We start from the raw sequence: 15,869 nt of genomic DNA on the forward strand, positions 1-15,869 counted from the left end.
CCCCGTTATCCGAGCCTGGAGTAGAGATGCCCGATCTGTCATTCACCATGGACCGCGACGCGTTCACAGAGGCTGTCACGTGGGCCGCACGCATCATCCCCGGTAAGCCACAGACGCCCATCCTGGCGGGAATGCTGGTGACGGGAGGGCCATCAGGACTGACGCTGAGCAGCTTCGACCTGGATGTGAGCGCCGAGATCGGCCTACCAGAAGCGCAGCAGGTGACGCCGGGTAGCTCTCTGGTCAGTGGCCGACTGCTCGCGACGATCGCCAAGGTGCTGCCACGCAAGCCGGTCACCTGGACCGACAACGGTTCAACCGTGGCCATCCAGTGCGGCAAGGTTGACTTCAGTCTCCCGACAATGGTCGCCGACCAGTATCCCGTGCTGCCGGTGCTGCCCGAGGACACCGGCACCGTGAGCGCCGACGAGTTCAGCCATGCGGTCACGCAAGTGATCGGCGCGGCCAGCAGCGACGAGGCCAAACCCGGTCAGATGTGCGTGAGCCTGGAGATCACCAGTCAGTCCACACTGACACTCACGACAACCAACGGCCACCGGATCGCCATGCGTGAGATCGACTGGACGCCGCTGTCCGACAACCTGGCCATTGGGCAACGTTTACTGATCCCGACGCGAGCGCTGGCCGAGATTGGCCGACTCGGTGACGATCAGGTCTATCTCGCCATCAGTGGGAATGAAAGCGACGCACAGCTTCTCGGCATCCATGGCGGTACCCGACGCATGACTTCGCGACTCGTCGATGACAAGTTCCCAAACTGTCGAGCCGCGCTGCCGAAGCAATACCTGACCACCGCGGCCGTTCTCGTCCCCGAGATCGCCGAGTCTGTCACCCGCGCGCTGGCGGTCACCGGCTCGTCGGCTGACAACCATCCGAGGATGAAATTGACCTTTGGTGACAACACGCTGAACGTCTACGCGAGCACTTCGATCGGCACGGTCAATGAGGACATTGACGTGCAGCTCAACGGAGAGCCTGAGACCGTGTGGATCAACCCCGTGTACCTCATGGACAGCCTGAATGCTCTCGACAGCGACAAGGCGACCATCGGCCTGCAAGGTGGTCTGCGCGGGTTGATGTTTGCGCCGGATGTTGTCGAGGCAGATGATCTTCTGGCCAATCCGCTTGCCGGTGAGACGATTCAGATGATCCAGCCGATTCGCCACACCGAACCGGCCACGTAGATCGTTGGGAATCAGGTGATTTCGCGAATCTCTTCCAAGATGTCTACGTCGGACTTACCGGTGGCTGTTGACACAGCGGAGAGAAGGATGCTCACCAATATCCTGAGTCCACGTGTCACGTCATCTTTGAAATTTGGATTACCAAGATCCTTCGCTAGATCGATCAAAGGTTCCGATTTCAGCTGCGAGACGCAGAGTCCAATTGCGAGATCGAGCGCTTCCTTCTCTTCATCTCTTTCTTCATCATCATCATTGTTCACCGGGGGATTGTTTCACGAACCTTGCCATCGTGGGTTGCGATCAAATCGCTTGGCCCTCACATACCACCCCTGGCGGTTGTAGCGCTGGAACCCGTCCGGTGAACCGGGTAACTGGCGCTCCCGTCAGGGGTGCCAAAAGGAGACGCCCCCAACCGCATTCAGTTGCGGTTGGGGGCGTCTTTTTCGTTCTACTGCCTGGTATCCAGTTCGGCTATGATGTCGGAGATTAGGCGACTTCCCGCCTCGATTCGATCGTGGACGCAGACAGCTCCTACACACGGGGGACCGTTGAATACCCTTTCAATCAGCCCTCCCAGTCGTGAGTCGCCAGACGCCATGTTGCCACCGAACATCGTCCACCGGCGCATCTGGAACGCCGAGAGCGGCACAAAATGCGGCAGCGCTCCGGGTAGATTTGGTCCGACAAGCACCACGGCGTTATCGCTCGTAGACTCCACAACCCGTGATCCCTCCGGTGGTGGAATCAGCTCACCGTTGAGGTCGCTCGCGATACCGACCAGTACCAGACGAGAATGCCGTGCGCTAATGCCATTCAGGGTGCAGTCAGGAAAGTCCGCGGGTCGCAAGACCGTTAGTTCTAATCCCATCATTGTGTCAGTCATCAGAACTCGTATCCTTCCGCTTCTGAAATCTCTTTCTGGTAGCGCGTTTCCAGCCGATCGAACCACTCGGCAGGCCATGGGTCGTCATACATCGCGCCGAGGATTGATCCCGCGACCGCCGCGATCGAGTCGCTGTCACCGCTCGTGACCGTCGCGCGGCGCAGCGCGGCTATCGGGTCATTGGGAAACAGATCGATGCAGAACAGCGCGCACGCCAGCGCATCGTGAGCGCGCCAGCCGGGGCCTGCGTGCTCACACGGATCGAGATCCCACGGATCAGCACCAGCATCACGCAACTGGCGAAGTGCGATATCCGCGGTCAGCAGACGGTCCTGGACGAAGAGCAGACCGCGCGTCATGAACCGACGCACGCCGACCTCAGCGACGACAGGGTGACCGTCGATCCAACGGTCAACATCCGTAAGTAGAGACGAATCATGATGTAGCCCAGTGCTTGCCAGATAGATCGCCTCTTCGAGCAGCCGCCCTGGGTAGATGCTTCGCGCTTTGCGGATGATCGCTGCGGTTAAGAGCGACGCGGCGATGCCTGTCGCGCGTCCGTGGGTGGATGCTGCTTGCCACGCGGCGACCCCCTGCCAGCTGCGATCTTTGGTTACGAAAGCTGCGGGACTGACGCGCATTACCGTGCCGCATCCATCCGAGTTCAAAACGGTGGCCTTGGGCCAGGGGAAGTCGTTCTTCAACGCCCCGATAGCGCGCATGCACGTGTTGCCCGGTGCGCGGTTGTTGTCCGGGTCATCGAACCACTTGATCCACTGATCGATGATCTTGACGCCGACCTCATCATCGGTCACATCTTTTGTGTCGTGGAGACCTCGCGCGAGCGCGAGCGTCATCTGAGTGTCGTCGCTGATGATCAGCTTCTCGGGCAGCTCTGGGCCCATTAGCCCGTTTTCGGTGAGCTGAGCGTACGACCTGAACTCATTGCGGTAGCCCCACGCATCGCCATAGGCGACACCACGGAGCACGTTGGACCATTTACTAGGCATTTGGTTTCCTCATGTGGAAGGGGACGCAGGTTTCGCATTCGTACTTTCCGGACTCATCAGCGACGTACACACCGAGAGGTGTGGTGTGCCGCTTCGCGCTGGGCCGCTCCTTGATGGCGAAACGCATGTACATACCCGAGTGCTCGTCGCACGTGACCATTCCGCCGTTATCGATCCAAACCCTCTTGGCCATGAGCAGCCCTTTCGTCCGTTGTTTGGTAGACCAATCTACCGTATCACATTGGTAGAGCCGTCTACTAGCATCTCGGTAGAATGAACTACCAAGACAACACAACATCAGAGGACACCCATGACCGACGAAAAGATCGTTGACAAGATCGCAAAGCTGTTGCGACAGGCCGAGGATGTGGCAGGTACGCCCGAGGAGGAGGCATTTCAGGAACGCGCCTTCGCGCTGCTTGCCAAGCATGGCATCGACCTGGCGACTGTGCGCGCGCATCAGCGCGGTCTCGACATCAGCGACATACCGAACGCCATCGACACGCTAATGCTCGTTCATAGTCCTTACGCGAGTGAGCAGAAGCACATGCTGTCCATCCTCGCGGAGGCGTTGCACTGCAAGACCGTTGGACTCAATGACATCCCGTTCGTGCACGTCTTCGGTATGTCTCACCATGTTGAGCGTCTACAGATGCTCTGGGAGATATTGCAACCACAGGCGACGCGCTTGGTTGCCAAAGTGCAGATGCCGGAACAGAAACGGGTTCAGAAGCTCACCCAACCCGAGTGGGCGGCGATGAATAGAGCCGAGCGGATGAACCACCTGGTGGAGATGTCGCGCGAAATGCGCGCACCGGTATCGCTGCACGTCTACCGCCGGTCCTGGTTGATCGGGTTCGCCGCGTCGATCGCTCAGCGCATCAAGCTCCAGGAAGGTGAGGCCGCCGACAAGGCTGGCGTGGTCGCGCTGTACAAGTCCGACCGTGAGCGCGCTGACGACGCGATGCGCGGCGCGTACCCGGACGCCGTCAACACGATGGTGGACCAGTTCAGTGACGATGGATTCAACCAGGGCGCGCGCGCCGGACAGACCGCGACCATGGATCGGCCGGTTGAGTCGGTAGACCCTCTAGGTTTGCCGCGCTAGTAGCTTGCACTACCGGCCACGTCACTAGACTAAAAGGTGACAACTGGAGGACACTTCATGACCATGGCAACAGCTCCCACCAACGCAGCCGGATGGCTACGCGACAACGGTTTCAAGCTGTCTCGCGCAGCATCGGCGCGTTTCGCGGACACGTTCAACGATCTTGTCGAGCGCTACGCAGACCCAGCGGAGTATCCGATGCGCGACGCGGCGATCATGGCTGCGGCGCGGTATCTCTCGGAAGAGCTGACCCTGGATGATGCTGGTTTGGCGCTGGAGCGAGCGCGGAGCCGCGCCGACACGGGCATGGCCGTCGCGCGCGTCGTGGCGCTGCTGTCGATGGAGGACGGTCTGAGTGAGCATGGCGCACAGCGCGCGGCCCGCGTTGATCGTATGACGGTGCGGCGTTGGAGAGGGAAGCGGTGACCGACTATCTGGGTCTGACTGACATCTGCGCGTGCGGTCACGACCTGGAAAGCCACGACCTCGGCGACCCGCACCATCGCGCCGGCGCGTGCGCTGGCCATGAGCTGGACGGCCCGTGCGACTGCACGCACTACCGTGAGAAGTGTCGGTGCCCCGAGTGTGATGACCTGGAGGAGATCGAGGTCGAAGAGATGACCACGCGGACCCTGCTGACGACGCTGGGCGTGCTGGTCGGGTTTGGTGCTCTGCTCGGCCTGACGTTCGGGAGACTCATCAGACGCTAGATGCGTCACAGTGGCGAAACACGTTGATACAGAAGCACCCCCGAGATTCACTCTCGGGGGTGCTTTTTTGTATCTGCGGTGCGGATCAGCTCTTCTTGAGCTTCAAGGTACCGACGTAATCATTGTCGTAATCCCGAATCTCGAAGTCCGTCATGAGGTTCTGGATCTGATCGTCAATGGTCGGCGTGGCGATGCCCTCTTCGGCCTCAAACTGCGCCTTGAGCTGGTTATGTAGCGACACTGCTGCGCCAACCAGATCGGTGGTACCCAGCTTGTAGTTGGTTCCACCATTGAGCCGACCGATCGCGAACGTCTTGGCTCGCTCCAGAGCCTCGCGCACGAACGCCGGATAGAAACCGACCACCACACCATCACCAAGCTGGATGGTCATCGCCTCATAGACCTTGTCGTAGTTCACGTCATCTGCAAGACGCTCGGTTGCGACGACGGCCTTGATCAGACGCTCAACACCGTTGCGGTCCAGCGCCGCGACCTCCACCACTGCATCGATGCGACCGGGACGGAGCATGCCCTTGTGGATGCGCTCAAAGTGGTTGGTAGTCATCAGAAGTGCGACCTCGGACCCCTTGGATGTCACACCATCGAAGGTCTCCAGCAGCTTGGACACCTGATCCACGTCGCTGGTCGATGTCTGGTTGTCCACATCCTCGATGAAGACCACCGCGGGCTGGTACAACTTCGCCGTGCGGAGCACATCGTTGATGTCATCGCCCGGCCGTGCAGCGATGAAGGTCCAACCGTTCTGGACAGCCTCCAGCGCGGTGAGCTGACCGGCCGAGGTCTTCCCGGTACCGTACGGCCCCTCCAGCAGCAGCGCGCGCTTGATGCGCACACCCTCGCCTTTGAGCGCCTTGCGGTGCCGAATCACCGACCACAGAGTGCCTTCCAGTGTGCTCATCACTTCGTCGGAGAAGACGATCTCACTCGGTACGATGGTCGCGAGGTTCAGGAACTCAGGTTCCTCGGTGCCGACAATCGCCTTGCCGCGATAGATCGAGTTGGTTTTCAGCTCCTCACCGATCGCATCCAGGAACTCACGCGCGATCTTGGCGTTCTTCTTCGCGGTGATGACGGTGACATGAGTGACGATTCCGTTGTCGCGATCGCGCTTGCCGCCCACGGTGACCAACGTCCGGTTATCAACGCTGGGCAGGTAGACGTTGCCCCATGGAACTTCCAGGGTCTCCGTTGCGGAAATCTGCACCGTGCGGGTTTCCGGGGGCTCGGGTGGAGAGAAGAAACCGCCACCGCTCGGAGCGCCGATGGTGATACCGAACATGCGCTTCATCACCCGAGAGGTGGCGACCGCGCCGTCAAACGGGCGGAACTGGTAGGTACGGCTGGTCTGTTGCACCGACTCGGCCTCGTCCTGCATGCGCTCCAGGATCTCCTTGGCGCGGCCGTATGTAATGCCTTCCGGCAGAACGATCTGCGGGTTGTTGTGAAAGGTAACCTCATCACCGGTGATGATGTCGGTATCGTTCATTGGTTTCTCACTTTCATTGAATGCACCTTTCGCGCCTTGCGAAAGAGGTTGTTGTTGTTGATGGTTGGGCACCCCGCCCGCCACCCGGTATAGAAGAACGGGCGGGGTGCCGTGTGTTGGTGACGTGAGCCAGTCATAGGGTCCGCGCCCAATGACCACTTAGCGCGCTAGCTCGCGTCCTTACCGTGATCGCGACCAACGAAATCACTTCTCAGACAAGCGAGACGGGACCAGGGGTCGCGAGGGTCGCTCCCGACCCCTGGTGATCTGCCGACTAGTTAGACAGTAGATCTTCGCCTTGTTCGATTTGCGTCAGCTCCGCCTCCAGAGATTCCACTTCGGTCACGAGAGCACGAAGCTCACGTTTGCGATTTGCAATCTTCTGGGTAACGACCCTGCGCCGTAGGCGCAGTGCTGCTAACGCCTCGTCTCGGCTCATCCCATCAGGCAGTCGAACCATGTTCACCTCCCTATTTCCGCTTGTCGTTGTTGTGATTGACACCCTGCGGTGTCGGTGATCAGTGTAGCAGTAGTGGTAGACAAGTCTACCAATATGGACTCACTGAAATTGTTGTACAAGGCAACGCTACGTCAAATGGTGGACATAGACCTCGTGCAGTTTTGGTAGTAGAGTCATCTACCAACGTGCAACTGAGGAGGTTCACCATGTCAGAACAGGTCTTCACCGCGACCGACCCGGACGGCGACACGCTGGACGTGCAGCACTGGGCTAAGGCGCAGAAGATCACCGTCAAGGTCCTGGACCGAGACGGCGATTTTCAGTCGGTCGAGCTGGACTATGGCAACGCTGCTGAGCTGGCGACAGCCATCACGGGGACGCTCGCGGAGGTGGCGGGGGCGTGACCGACCCCTACGCAGCGATGTGCACGACTCTCTGGCGTGCAACTATCCTGGGCATGCTCGTCGTCATAGCGCTTGGCGTCTGGGTGCGCTGAAAAATCAAGGAACTGAGACCTGCTGTATGGCAATAGGTCTCAGTTCCGGTCGTCTACCTTAGTGATCGCCTGATCAACGTGAGATACGCGCGCTGGACAGACGTAACTCATGCCCATGCGTGTCGCGTTAATGACGCCGTTGCTGCCCTTGTCGTGATTGAGCGCGACCCACTTGGCCATCTCTTCGGTGCTGTAGTTGCAATGCTCGACCGCTTGGTCATAGAGCGCGTCGAAGCGGAAGTCACCATTTGGGTAGGCGCGTCTGAATTCAGTGCCCCAGGCCTGCTGGTTGACCTCGGACTTCGTTTTGAGTACATCAGGTGCGCTAGCCGGCGCTGAGCACGCCAGGACGCAACCAGCGGTCAGCGCGGCTAGCGCGATCTTGGTGAACATGGCGTGATGCTAGTACCAACTTGGAACCCAGGGGAGGGGGATTGAGATACGTTTCCTGACCCCCGTCAGATTACGACGTGCCAGTCATCTCCGATTGCCGTGCGGAGGAATGCCATATGGACGTGGATCTGGAACAAGTGAGTGGCGTCCACGATCGCGGGCGCTCCCATTAGCAGTCCGGGTGCGAATCCGTACACTTCATCGAACTGAAGTGCGCCGAGATGCTGGTGGGTCCGTTCAAACATGGGCTGCTCATCGCGATCGTAGAACTCGAATCGATCCAGGGTGGATGCACCGAAGAACGCGTGCATTGTGAGCTCAAGGCCGCTTGGTGATAGATCCCGCGCCTGTGGTTTCGGGTACAAGATTCCGCGCGCCATATCAACGATGAGCGACATGCCGTAGCCGGGCGTCCAGAACCAAACCTTTCCGAATGCGCTTCGGGCGAACGGAATGAACTGTGCGTCCTCGCCCAGCCTCGGGTGCCGGACTCGATCGAGAATTATCTCCTCGGTGGTCAGCTTCCACTCGATCGGATCAACAAGCCATGCAGCCCCTTTGCCGAATCCTGAGAAGCCAAACTCTCGCCAGTATGAGATGAGGCAGTCGGGAACGAGTCCCGTGTATGCCCGCACGTGCTCGTCTGTGCATGCAGGGCCCTGAATCGAGAACGGCAGATCCTGAAGGAAACACTCGAAGTGTTCATCGGCCATCTGGTCACCCCCGTCCGTCTGTGAGTCTGATGTTCACGATGGCGTCTCGTGGTTGAGTTTCGAGAAACGCCCTGAGAGCGTCCTTTTCCTGTTTGGTCAGATTACCTAGTGCGTTGTTGACCTGCCAATCACCATATGTGTACGCCCGCGTGTAGCCGCCTCCCGCCCCGTCCGGGTTATGTATGACTGGCTGCGGGATAAGCCCTGGTTCCCTAGGGAATTGAGCTTCGGCGTACTCGCCCGCAAGGCGTTTTGCATCTGCGGGACTGTGTCCCGCATTGATCAGATCAGCATAGCCATAATCGTTCAAACCTTGTCGTAGCTCATTGCGCAAGTCGGTGGTGGGCTGACGCGGTGCGTCCATGTTGTCGAGGACCTGCTGAACGCTTTGGGTGTTGTAGCCGTGCTCCCACATTTGGGTATGGCGGTCGATCTCTGCGCTGTGATCGGCAGCAATCTTGTCGGTGTACGTGGGGTGGTGAATGTCGTATTGCGGGGTTCGTGGCAACTCGTCTACGGATACCCCATGGTGGGCTGCGAGGTCGGCAAGGTTCTGTTCGCCTCTGTCCCAGTCGAGTTGGTCGCGTTCAAGGCGGTGTGCGGCGCGGGAGTCGTTCAGGATGTCATCGGCTGAACGCGGGAGTCCGGCAGCGTGTTCGATGCTGGAGGGAATGCCGTGGTCTCCGCCGGGGTGGTCTACCGCAGGTGCCGGGTGGTCCACTGTCGGTGTGGGATGGGTTGGGCCGCTTGGCGGTTCGGTGGGTGCGTGTCCCGTGACTGGCGTGTGGGGTTCGGCGCCATGAGGGGTGGGTGGGTGCCCTGGCGCAGCGTCTTCGAGTCCGTGGGTGAGGGCGCGGCCTTCGGTGCCGAGTAGTGCTCCTTCGCCGCCGACGGGTGCTGTGGCGATACCTGCGGCGATCTCTATGCCGTGTTTGCCGATGAAGGCTTTGGGGTTGTCAATGCCGGATTTGACCTCATCGATAGCGCCCTTAGCCTGGTCGATGCCACGTTCCACCTGGTGGACGGGATCGGGATTGACCACATCCCACAACCCCTTAGCGACGCCCTTCCACGCCTCTTTCGCGTGGTCGCCACCGTTGATACCCAGCAGGTCATCCTTGGCGCGGCCGGATTGATCCCATTTCTCGGCGAAAGCCTCGCCACCGGATTGCCGGACACGCTCAGGCGTACCGGGTTCGGGTGTCGCGACCATGGGCCGGTCCTGCTGAGCGCCCTTGATGGCCTCAGACAGCTTGGCCTCCACCTGATCAGGCGGATACTGCGTGGCCAAGATACTGCGGAACTTGTCGATGGCCGCTTTGCCCTGGGGAGTGTTGGGGTCCAGCTTGGGCGCGGGCACCGTGCGCGCGTCCGGCGGGGGCGGTGGTTTATCCAATGGGCTTTTGGGCTCGGTAATGCCCATCACGCCCAGTTTGTCGGTGAGGCCACCTGCGCGTGGATCGGGCTGGAAGGGCTTGTCGCCGGGTGAGGGCGGACCCAGCACGGGTGCGTGCGGATCGGCAGCGGTAGCGGCTGCGGCCTGCGTGCTAGCCGGATCAGTGGCCTTGGGATACATCTCCTTGTAGTTGACGGTGGTGGCGTTCGGGTCGCCCGGTTTCGGGGTGGCGGCGTCGCGCAGAATCTTGCGGCCATCGACAAGCGCCGCTTTGGGATTGATGCGGGAGAGCATTTTCTCGCGCGCGGCGTCGGCCTGGGATTTGAGTTCGGCGTCGGCTTTCTCCCACTTGCCGACATACTCTTCGATCTGCCGTTGGGTGTCGGCGACATGGGCGCGGTTGCGGGCGATGGAATCGTCGCTTTCACCCTCGGTCGGCGTGTAGTGCATTTGATAGTTCTGATCGATCGAGACGCCCTTGTCGGCGTGCGCCAGCACCCGTTCGATGAGGTTCTGCCCGCCAGTCAGATTCGGCAGCACCGAGTAGGTGATGGTCGCGGTCATCAGCGAGGCAGCGTCGGCGATGGTGTCGTCGGCGTTATCGGTGCCCTTGCAGTCATCGGCGGCAGCTTCTTGGCAGGCGCCGGCGAACTGCCCGGACCAGTAGGTGCCGTCCGGGGTGGTGGCCCAGCGCTTGTAATCGTCGTCGTAGTTGGCTTTCAGCGCCGCCGTGCGGGGCCGCAAACGGTCCAGCAGCGTCATGTAGTCATTGGCCTTCTTGGCCATGAACTCATCCAGTGGCGTCACCACGAATGCCCTATGTGCGCGTGGGCGACTGGTAGATGCTGGGCAGACGTTGGTATCCGGTGTTGAGCTGTTCGGCGGTCACGAACGCCGCGTGTGCCGCGTCGTAGATGTCGCTGATCGTCTCCAACCGCGCTGCGGCGATGCGCTCCACATCCGAGATCGCATCAGAAAGAGCGTGCAGCGCCGCCAGCCCCGCACTGGCACCAGGGGTCGACTGCTCGCTGGCCGGGATACGGCCCCGGATCTCGCGGGCAGTCTCACGCAGGTGTGGACCGACCTTGCCCATCGCCGCCAAGTCAGCCTGCAACACGTTCTCGTCGCCCGACATCAACACCCCCGACTAGTAATTAGAACCGGCGTCCGGTCCGCCCGGCTTGGCTACGGGAAGCGTAGTGGCAAAAATCCTCCGCCGTCTAGCTAAACCAGGCAACTTAGGATAGAGGGGGCAAATGTGAGAACTTCGGTGGCCTGGATCAAGTGCGCTAGTTCGCAGAAGAGCGCCTGAAGTTGGCGCTGAGGAATCTTCCTAAGCTACAGGGCAAGCTACAGGATGACCTGTAGCTTGCCCTGAAATAGCCTCTGAGCTGTGCGCCGTCAGGGGCTCGAACCCCGGACCCGCTGATTAAGAGTCAGCTGCTCTACCAACTGAGCTAACGGCGCGTGAACGTGCGTGGAAGACCTTAGCAGCCTCGGAGCCCGTAACGAAAATTGTCATCCCCCCGATAGCCCGGTCGCGGTTATTGAGGTCGTCGCCGACCATCCTGAACCCGTACAATCATCGTTGAGTTTGTGCATCAAGTTTCAAAGGGAGCAAAGCATGACCCAGGGTCGTCCACGCCTGCTGGTTGGCGCGCGTCGGCGGTGGGTCACCGCGCTCGCACTCCCTGTTGTAGCCATGGCTGTGCTGGGCGGATGCGCGGACGCCACCTCCAAGGAACCGCCGAAAGTTATTGACAAGGCAACGCCTTACGCGGATCTGCTGGTCCCCAAGCTGGCGATGTCGGTCAAGGATGGAGCTGTCGGCGTCCCGGTCGATGCGCCCGTGACCGTGACCGCGGGCGAAGGCGTGCTCGGAACCGTCACCATGGTCAACTCCGATGGCAAAGAGATTGCCGGTGAGGTCGGTGCCGACGGTGTGACGTGGTCGACCACCGAGCCCCTCGGCTATGACAAGCAGTACACCATCAAGGCCGATGCCAGAGGCCTCGGAGGGGTAGCGCGCGCCAACGCATCGTTCCGCACTCATTCGCCGGACAACATGACGATGCCGTATGTCATGCCGGGTGATGGTGAGGTGGTCGGTATCGGTCAAACGGTCGCCATCCGGTTCGATGAGAGCATCCCGAATCGGGCGGCGGCGGAGAAGGCCATCAAGATCACCACCGACCCGCCCGTCGAGGGCGCGTTCTACTGGTTGAACAACCGCGAAGTGCGTTGGCGCCCAGAGGCATTTTGGGAGCCCGGAACGTCGATCGATGTGAAGGTCAACACCTATGGGGTGGACCTGGGCAACGGCGTCTTCGGGCAGGACAACGTGACGTCCCGCTTCTCCATCGGCGACGCGATCATCAGCCGCGTGGATGACAACAACAAGGTCGTCAACGTCGAGCGCAACGGCGAGATCATCAAGACGATGCCGACCTCGATGGGTAAGGACAAGGCGCCCACCAACAACGGCACATACATCATCGGCGAGCGGTTCAAGGATCTGATCATGGATTCCTCGACCTATGGTGTCGCGGTCAACTCGCCCGACGGCTACCGCACCAAGGTGCAGTACGCCACCCAGATGTCCTACAGCGGGATCTACGTGCACGCCGCACCGTGGTCCGTCGGCGCGCAGGGGCGCACCAACACCAGCCACGGCTGCCTGAACGTCAGCACCGCGAACGCGAAGTGGTTCTACGAGAACACCAAGCGCGGTGACATCGTGATCGTTTCCAACACGGTTGGCCCCGTTCTTCCTGTCACCGACGGGCTTGGCGACTGGAACATTCCTTGGTCCCAGTGGAAGGCCGGAAACGCCCGGAACTAGCGTCGCCGCAGACGAAAAAGCCCCCGACACGTCGATCGTGCGGGGGCTTTTCTGCGGACTGGTCCGCTTCTAGCCTTCTATGACCTTCTGGTCGAGGACCCGCTTGGACGGCACCATGATGATCGACTTGGAGTTGTCACGATCGCGGTAGGCCGACTCCAGGATGGACGGGATGCTCTCGAGCTTGCCGTGCACGCTCATCAGCTGCTCCAGAATTGAGATGCGCTGCTGGCCAACCTCTTCCACGGAGCGGCGGGCCTGGTCCAGGCGGCGCTCGATCTGCTCGTCGGCCAGACGCAGGCGGCGGTCAGCTTCTTCCTTGGCGTCGGCAAGGCGCTTCTCGCACTCGGCCTGGGTTCCGCGCCGCTGCTCGTCGACGGCTGACTGGGTCTCCGTCCGCAGCTTGGTCAGCTCCTCGTCCAGTTCGGTTTCCGCCTTTTCGCGCCGCTTGGTCTCGGCGGCACGCAGCCGCTCGGACTCGCTGACGGCCTGGGCGACAATCTGATTGGCTTCCTCGCGGGCGCGGGCCATCACCTCGGTGTATTCGGTCTCCAACGCGCTCTGCCGGGCCGCCATGTCGGCCAGCATTTCTTTGTGCTTGGTGCGCATGGCCTCCGCGTCGGACTTGGCCGAGGCAACCAGGGCTGCGGACTCGGTGCGCGCCTCATTCTGCATCTCGGAGACCTCGTCGACCGCGATGCGCAGCATCTTGGCCATCCTGTCGGTCATGGCGTGCGCCGAGGGGGAGGTGTCGCTGAGGTTGGACACCTCATCCTTGAGTGAGCCGATCTGCTTGGTGGCGTCCTCAAGTCGGCTCTTGAGCGTCTCGACGTCGTTCAGCCCGGACTGGTGCATGATCGTCAGCCGGCTGATGTACTCGTTCACCTCAATGGGGTCGTACCCGTTGCGGGTGCGGGTGAAGTTCCGAGTGGACTCGTTGGTGGTGGTCGCGGTCACTGGTACCCCTTGGAAACAGGTGCGGAAAGAGTGGATGGACGTTAGCCCGCGAAGAGTATGACACGCGTTACCAGTTCTCGTATACACCTGTTGGTAAAGACTGGGTCATGACGTAACCAGATTTGTCATCACTCGACGTGCCTGGTCATAGCACCAATATTGATCGGAACGTTCAGGATTTCATCGGCATCAGCATGCGGGTAGAAGGTTTCCTGCGGTCGCGATGCTCTGTATTCATGATTAGCTGACGGCTTCTGGCGGCAGTCACTGTCGACGTGCACTTTTGGAGCCTGTCGGTTTGCCATGGATCGTGTAATGAAACGTATCGCCTACACGGGGCGTTTCCTGAAATCGATCTTGATCGCTTAATCCCAGGTAGCGATGGCGCGAATTACCCGATCGCGGTATGGGTTACCGGGCTAGCGGCGGGGGTGTGATCGTGCCGCGGCCGTATCGCGGACCAGGAGGAAGAACGGAACCGCGGTGCCCGCTCCGACGCCGAATGTCACCAGGACGGAGGCCGCCCACCACCGGAGAATGCCGAGCCGACGGGCTTCGGAGAACGCCCAGGCCTGAAACGCAGTACCCATCAGATAGGTATCGGAGTAAATGAACCGGATGGCGGGCAATGGCGCCTTGCTCGGCGGCTTGAAGAAGTCCGCTGCTGCTTTCCGCAGCCCATGCTTACTGGCATATGGCCATGCGATCGAGTTCTGTATGACAAAGGCGATGAGGGTGGTCGCAAGGAGGATCCCGTGACTTCGGTCTGTTCTCATCGCTGCAGTGTCACCTGTCGGCGGCCAGCGTTTCAGGCGATCTGGGCCCAATAAAACGGAATCGCCGCCTACTTGCGTAGACGGCGATTCCGAAATGGGGTGGCTGACGGGACTCGAACCCGCGACAGCCAGGATCGCAACCTGACTGCTAAAAATCCATATTGATACAGGTAGATCTAGGTAAAAAGGATGTTGGCACGCAACCTAAAGCCGGACATATGTGGACACAAAACCCCACTTCGTTATGTCTGTGCGTTGCATTAAGGTTGCAACTATGGCGACTAAGAAAGCGACTAGGCGCAGGTCGTGGGGGACTCTCAGGGTCATGCGGAATGGGCGCATCCAAGCGTCGTACCTCGGAGAGAACGGCACAAGGTACTACGCAGCCCACACGTTCGGCGCAAAAATTGATGCCGAGGGCTGGCTGGCGGACGAGCGCAAGCTGATCGAAATGGGGGAGTGGTCACCGCCAGATACCCGAGCGTTGGCAAGAGCTGCGGCCTCGGTCACACTGCGCGAATATTCGGAGCAGTGGCTCCCTCATCGTGATCTTGCGCCCAAGACTCGTGCGCTCTACCGCGATCTACTCAAGGGGCGCATACTGCCGGATCTGGGTGACAACGCTATGCGGGACATTAGTTCGCAGGATGTCAGGGTGTGGTGGGCCGAACTATCGAACAAGGCAACGCCAACTCGGAACACTCATGCCTACCAGCTCCTCAAGACGATGTTCAACACTGCCCTAGCCGACCGCGTAGTTTCCGAGAACCCTTGCCAGAGCAAGGTTGCCGGTAGACCGCCGAAGCCCCGGACTGTCGAGTCACTGACTCCCGTCGAGCTGCAGAAGGTCGCTGAAGCATGCCCGGAAGAGTATCGAGTTGCCGTCTCGGTGGCGTCGTGGTGTGGCCTGCGCTTTGGAGAATTAATTGAATTGCGCCGCAAAGATATTCACTCTTCGAAGAGTTCGACGATTATCAAAGTGCGCCGACAGGCAACGCGTGTTGACAACAAGCTCGTTGTTGGCCCGCCGAAAACCGACGCAGGTGTCCGTGATGTCACGGTTCCTCCACACGTCGCGAAACTTCTTGGAGAACACATGTCGCGCTACACAGGGCGCGGCCCGGAGGCGTTCGTCTTTACTACAACTCGCGGTCAAAGGCTTTCGGCAACCGCATTCACGAAGTCAGTCAAGAAGGGTTTTGCTTCGGTGGGTAAGCCCGGCATGCGCGTTCATGACCTTCGGCATGTAGGGGCAACCATGGCCGCGCAAGCTGGGGCGACGACGAAGGAACTGATGGCAAGGATTGGTCATTCCAGCGTTAACGCGAGCATGCGGTATCAGATCGCAGCGCAAGACCGCGACCGGCAGATCGCGGAGGCGTTGTCCCGCATGGCAGAGGCATAGCTATTCGT

Annotated in this window: 16 protein-coding genes and 1 tRNA gene; 7 read left to right on the forward strand and 10 right to left on the reverse strand. The window is 60.3% G+C overall.

The features are described from left to right. Positions 1-26 precede the first annotated feature (26 nt). A complete protein-coding gene (gene dnaN / locus BB28_RS07835) occupies positions 27-1,205 on the forward strand; it encodes a DNA polymerase III subunit beta (RefSeq protein ID WP_052740151.1) in 1,179 nt (392 codons plus the stop codon). Positions 1,206-1,216: 11 nt separating this feature from the next. On the opposite strand, the gene BB28_RS07840 is transcribed toward dnaN, so the two are convergent. Continuing rightward, complete coding sequence (locus BB28_RS07840; RefSeq protein ID WP_046253086.1) at positions 1,217-1,465, reverse strand: hypothetical protein; 249 nt, start codon at positions 1,463-1,465, stop codon at positions 1,217-1,219. Between the two features lie 622 nt (positions 1,466-2,087). Next, entirely contained in the window at positions 2,088-3,098 is a 1,011-nt protein-coding gene (locus BB28_RS07850; protein WP_046253088.1) for an ADP-ribosylglycohydrolase family protein, read from the reverse strand. 310 nt (positions 3,099-3,408) lie between these two features. Between BB28_RS07850 and BB28_RS07860 the strand changes: the two genes are divergently transcribed. From BB28_RS07860 to BB28_RS07870, 3 genes are read left to right on the forward strand one after another with little or no spacing between them, the layout of a single operon-like run. After that, a complete protein-coding gene (locus tag BB28_RS07860; RefSeq protein ID WP_046253090.1) occupies positions 3,409-4,206 on the forward strand; it encodes a DUF2786 domain-containing protein in 798 nt (265 codons plus the stop codon). Between the two features lie 57 nt (positions 4,207-4,263). Continuing rightward, positions 4,264-4,632 (forward strand): hypothetical protein, encoded by a 369-nt coding sequence (locus BB28_RS07865; protein ID WP_052740154.1) that lies wholly within the window; start codon positions 4,264-4,266, stop codon positions 4,630-4,632. Next, positions 4,629-4,916 carry a hypothetical protein gene (locus BB28_RS07870; protein WP_046253091.1) on the forward strand — a complete coding sequence of 96 codons (288 nt, stop codon included), beginning with the start codon at positions 4,629-4,631 and terminating at the stop codon, positions 4,914-4,916. The genes BB28_RS07865 and BB28_RS07870 overlap by 4 nt, the downstream gene beginning before the upstream one ends. An 85-nt stretch (positions 4,917-5,001) precedes the next feature. Here BB28_RS07870 and BB28_RS07875 read toward each other — a convergent pair whose 3' ends face one another. Beyond that, complete coding sequence (locus BB28_RS07875) at positions 5,002-6,423, reverse strand: AAA family ATPase (RefSeq protein ID WP_046253092.1); 1,422 nt, start codon at positions 6,421-6,423, stop codon at positions 5,002-5,004. A 666-nt stretch (positions 6,424-7,089) separates the two neighbouring features. On the opposite strand from BB28_RS07875, the gene BB28_RS07880 reads away from it, so the two are divergent. Beyond that, positions 7,090-7,287, forward strand: a complete 198-nt coding sequence (locus BB28_RS07880) for a hypothetical protein (RefSeq protein ID WP_064393435.1) — start codon at positions 7,090-7,092, stop codon at positions 7,285-7,287. A gap of 131 nt (positions 7,288-7,418) precedes the next feature. Here BB28_RS07880 and BB28_RS07885 read toward each other — a convergent pair whose 3' ends face one another. From BB28_RS07885 to BB28_RS07905, 5 genes are all read right to left on the reverse strand, one after another. After that, a complete protein-coding gene (locus BB28_RS07885; RefSeq protein ID WP_046253095.1) occupies positions 7,419-7,772 on the reverse strand; it encodes a hypothetical protein in 354 nt (117 codons plus the stop codon). Positions 7,773-7,837: 65 nt separating this feature from the next. Continuing rightward, a complete protein-coding gene (locus tag BB28_RS07890) occupies positions 7,838-8,485 on the reverse strand; it encodes a GAD-like domain-containing protein (protein WP_046253096.1) in 648 nt (215 codons plus the stop codon). Positions 8,486-8,489: 4 nt separating this feature from the next. Beyond that, positions 8,490-10,691 (reverse strand): hypothetical protein, encoded by a 2,202-nt coding sequence (locus tag BB28_RS07895; protein WP_235604546.1) that lies wholly within the window; start codon positions 10,689-10,691, stop codon positions 8,490-8,492. A 7-nt stretch (positions 10,692-10,698) separates the two neighbouring features. Next, positions 10,699-11,016: a hypothetical protein gene (locus BB28_RS07900; RefSeq protein ID WP_046253097.1), complete on the reverse strand. Its 318-nt coding sequence runs from the start codon at positions 11,014-11,016 to the stop codon at positions 10,699-10,701. 259 nt (positions 11,017-11,275) lie between these two features. Continuing rightward, positions 11,276-11,348: transfer RNA gene (locus BB28_RS07905), tRNA-Lys, on the reverse strand. Between the two features lie 157 nt (positions 11,349-11,505). On the opposite strand from BB28_RS07905, the gene BB28_RS07910 reads away from it, so the two are divergent. Next, positions 11,506-12,723 (forward strand): L,D-transpeptidase, encoded by a 1,218-nt coding sequence (locus BB28_RS07910; RefSeq protein ID WP_046253098.1) that lies wholly within the window; start codon positions 11,506-11,508, stop codon positions 12,721-12,723. Between the two features lie 69 nt (positions 12,724-12,792). Here BB28_RS07910 and BB28_RS07915 read toward each other — a convergent pair whose 3' ends face one another. Continuing rightward, positions 12,793-13,680 (reverse strand): DivIVA domain-containing protein, encoded by an 888-nt coding sequence (locus tag BB28_RS07915; protein WP_030094999.1) that lies wholly within the window; start codon positions 13,678-13,680, stop codon positions 12,793-12,795. A gap of 419 nt (positions 13,681-14,099) precedes the next feature. Next, positions 14,100-14,456: a DUF2834 domain-containing protein gene (locus tag BB28_RS07920; protein ID WP_046253099.1), complete on the reverse strand. Its 357-nt coding sequence runs from the start codon at positions 14,454-14,456 to the stop codon at positions 14,100-14,102. A gap of 274 nt (positions 14,457-14,730) precedes the next feature. Here BB28_RS07920 and BB28_RS07930 point away from each other — a divergent pair, with 274 nt between their 5' ends. Further along, on the forward strand, positions 14,731-15,861 hold the full coding sequence (locus tag BB28_RS07930) for a tyrosine-type recombinase/integrase (RefSeq protein ID WP_064393436.1): 1,131 nt from the start codon (positions 14,731-14,733) through the stop codon (positions 15,859-15,861). The last annotated feature ends 8 nt before the right edge of the window (positions 15,862-15,869 follow it).

The sequence above is a fragment of the Mycobacteroides chelonae CCUG 47445 genome, assembly GCF_001632805.1.
GTDB lineage: Bacteria > Actinomycetota > Actinomycetes > Mycobacteriales > Mycobacteriaceae > Mycobacterium > Mycobacterium chelonae.

What these genes read in the sequence shown, in the direction of transcription:
- BB28_RS07930 (WP_064393436.1), top strand. Translation starts at nt 14,731, where the DNA reads ATGGCGACTAAGAAAGCGACTAGGCGCAGGTCGTGGGGGACTCTCAGG.
- BB28_RS07850 (WP_046253088.1), bottom strand. Translation starts at nt 3,098, where the DNA reads ATGCCTAGTAAATGGTCCAACGTGCTCCGTGGTGTCGCCTATGGCGAT.
- BB28_RS07885 (WP_046253095.1), bottom strand. Translation starts at nt 7,772, where the DNA reads ATGTTCACCAAGATCGCGCTAGCCGCGCTGACCGCTGGTTGCGTCCTG.
- dnaN (WP_052740151.1), top strand. Translation starts at nt 27, where the DNA reads ATGCCCGATCTGTCATTCACCATGGACCGCGACGCGTTCACAGAGGCT.
- BB28_RS07860 (WP_046253090.1), top strand. Translation starts at nt 3,409, where the DNA reads ATGACCGACGAAAAGATCGTTGACAAGATCGCAAAGCTGTTGCGACAG.
- BB28_RS07875 (WP_046253092.1), bottom strand. Translation starts at nt 6,423, where the DNA reads ATGAACGATACCGACATCATCACCGGTGATGAGGTTACCTTTCACAAC.
- BB28_RS07900 (WP_046253097.1), bottom strand. Translation starts at nt 11,016, where the DNA reads ATGTCGGGCGACGAGAACGTGTTGCAGGCTGACTTGGCGGCGATGGGC.
- BB28_RS07910 (WP_046253098.1), top strand. Translation starts at nt 11,506, where the DNA reads ATGACCCAGGGTCGTCCACGCCTGCTGGTTGGCGCGCGTCGGCGGTGG.
- BB28_RS07865 (WP_052740154.1), top strand. Translation starts at nt 4,264, where the DNA reads ATGACCATGGCAACAGCTCCCACCAACGCAGCCGGATGGCTACGCGAC.
- BB28_RS07880 (WP_064393435.1), top strand. Translation starts at nt 7,090, where the DNA reads ATGTCAGAACAGGTCTTCACCGCGACCGACCCGGACGGCGACACGCTG.
- BB28_RS07890 (WP_046253096.1), bottom strand. Translation starts at nt 8,485, where the DNA reads ATGGCCGATGAACACTTCGAGTGTTTCCTTCAGGATCTGCCGTTCTCG.
- BB28_RS07920 (WP_046253099.1), bottom strand. Translation starts at nt 14,456, where the DNA reads ATGAGAACAGACCGAAGTCACGGGATCCTCCTTGCGACCACCCTCATC.